Origin of the sequence: Eubacterium sp. ER2 (genome assembly GCF_000765215.1) — a bacterium.
Taxonomy (GTDB): Bacteria; Bacillota; Clostridia; order Lachnospirales; family Lachnospiraceae; genus Claveliimonas; species Claveliimonas intestinigallinarum.
This window is the reverse complement of record NZ_JPJE01000035.1, coordinates 1-1,618: the sequence shown is the minus strand read 5'-3', so window position 1 is coordinate 1,618 and position 1,618 is coordinate 1. Positions and strand designations below refer to the sequence as shown.

Genomic DNA, 1,618 nt, shown 5'->3' with positions numbered 1-1,618 from the left:
TCTACTACAATATATTTATGGTTAATACCCCTTACAGCCAGTAAGGAATTACCCATCTTGTTGCTTAAGCTGTTAGAATGAGTGTGGCAATAGGTCTGGCCTCTCCTTTCTTGGACTTAACGTCCGTAAAAAAGTCAGCCAACCAGCCCTCATTCGCAGCATTCGTTTTACGCAGGTTGAACTTTCTCGTTCGTGTGATATCTCCAGTAGATTGAATAGGCAATGAGTAAATCTGGTATTGACCATTGCTAATTCATTTCAAAGGAGTTTTTATCATGAACGCTGTTGGTATTGATGTTTCCAAAGGTAAAAGCACTGTCACCATCCGCAGACCCGGAGATGTGGTTCTGATGCCGCCCTGCGATATCCCACACACCCAGTCCGCTATCAATGCTCTTATTGAGCAGATCAAAAACCTTGACGGCGAAACCAAAGCCTGCATGGAGCATACCGGCAGATACTATGAACCGGTTGCCAACTGGCTCTCTGACGCCGGCATCTTTGTCAGCGCTGTCAATCCCATCCTGATCAGGGATTTCGGAGATGACTCTCTCCGTGCTCCAAAGACGGATAAAGCGGATTCTAAAAAAATCGCCCGTTATGCTCTTGACCGCTGGGCAAAACTGAAGCAATATGGAAGCATGGATAAAATACGCAACCAACTCAAAACAATGAACCGGCAGTTCGGTTTCTACATGGATCAAAAAACTGCCATGAAAAACAATCTCATTTCCCTTCTGGATCAAACCTATCCCGGAGCCAATGACTTCTTTGACAGCCCTGCCCGCAGTGACGGCTCCCAGAAATGGGTGGACTTTGTCTACACCTACTGGCATGTGGACTGTGTACGCAGCAAGTCTCTGCAAGCCTTTACGGAGCATTACCGGAAGTGGTGCAAACGCAACGGTTATAACTTCAGTGCCTCAAAGGCGGAAAAGATCTATCAGAGCTCTTCTGACCTGATCGCCGTATTTCCGAAAGATGACAGCACAAAAACGCTGATACGGCAGGCTGTCACGATGCTGAACACGGCTTCACAGACCGTGGAGGCTCTCCGCATTAAAATGGATCAGACTGCCGCCACGCTTCCGGAATATCCGGTCGTTATGGCAATGAACGGTGTCGGTCCATCACTTGGCCCTCAGCTTATGGCTGAGATCGGAGACGTTACCCGTTTCACTCACAGAGAAGCGCTTACTGCTTTCGCCGGTGTCGATCCTGGTAAAAATGATTCAGGAAAACGCAACCAGAAAAGTGTGCGTACTTCAAAGAAAGGCTCTCCAAGCCTGCGCAAAACACTGTTTCAGATCATGGACGGATTGATCAAACGTTCTCCTGTTGATGATCCAGTCTATACCTTCATGGACAAGAAACGCTCAGAAGGCAAACCGTATTATGTCTATATGACTGCAGGAGCCAATAAGTTCCTCCGCATTTATTACGGACGAGTAAGGGAATACCTTGCTTCTCTGGAAGAAGCCAAAGAAAGCTGATTTCAATCCCATACTTTGCTTCAGGCCAGCGCACTGCGGTGGTCTTGTTGTGATACTCTTTTTTCAACCTGTATAAAATTTTCAAAGTTCATTAATTTCTGCTTGACTTTTTATTTGCAGACTTT

General features: G+C 46.4%; 1 protein-coding gene. It reads left to right on the top strand.

The genetic code is table 11. From position 1 onward, the window contains the following. Positions 1–275: 275 nt before the first annotated feature. Positions 276–1,493: an IS110 family transposase gene (locus NI21_RS0112685; protein WP_033126577.1), complete on the top strand. Its 1,218-nt coding sequence runs from the start codon at positions 276–278 to the stop codon at positions 1,491–1,493. Positions 1,494–1,618 lie beyond the last annotated feature (125 nt).

What these genes read in the sequence shown, in the direction of transcription:
- NI21_RS0112685 (WP_033126577.1), top strand. Translation starts at nt 276, where the DNA reads ATGAACGCTGTTGGTATTGATGTTTCCAAAGGTAAAAGCACTGTCACC.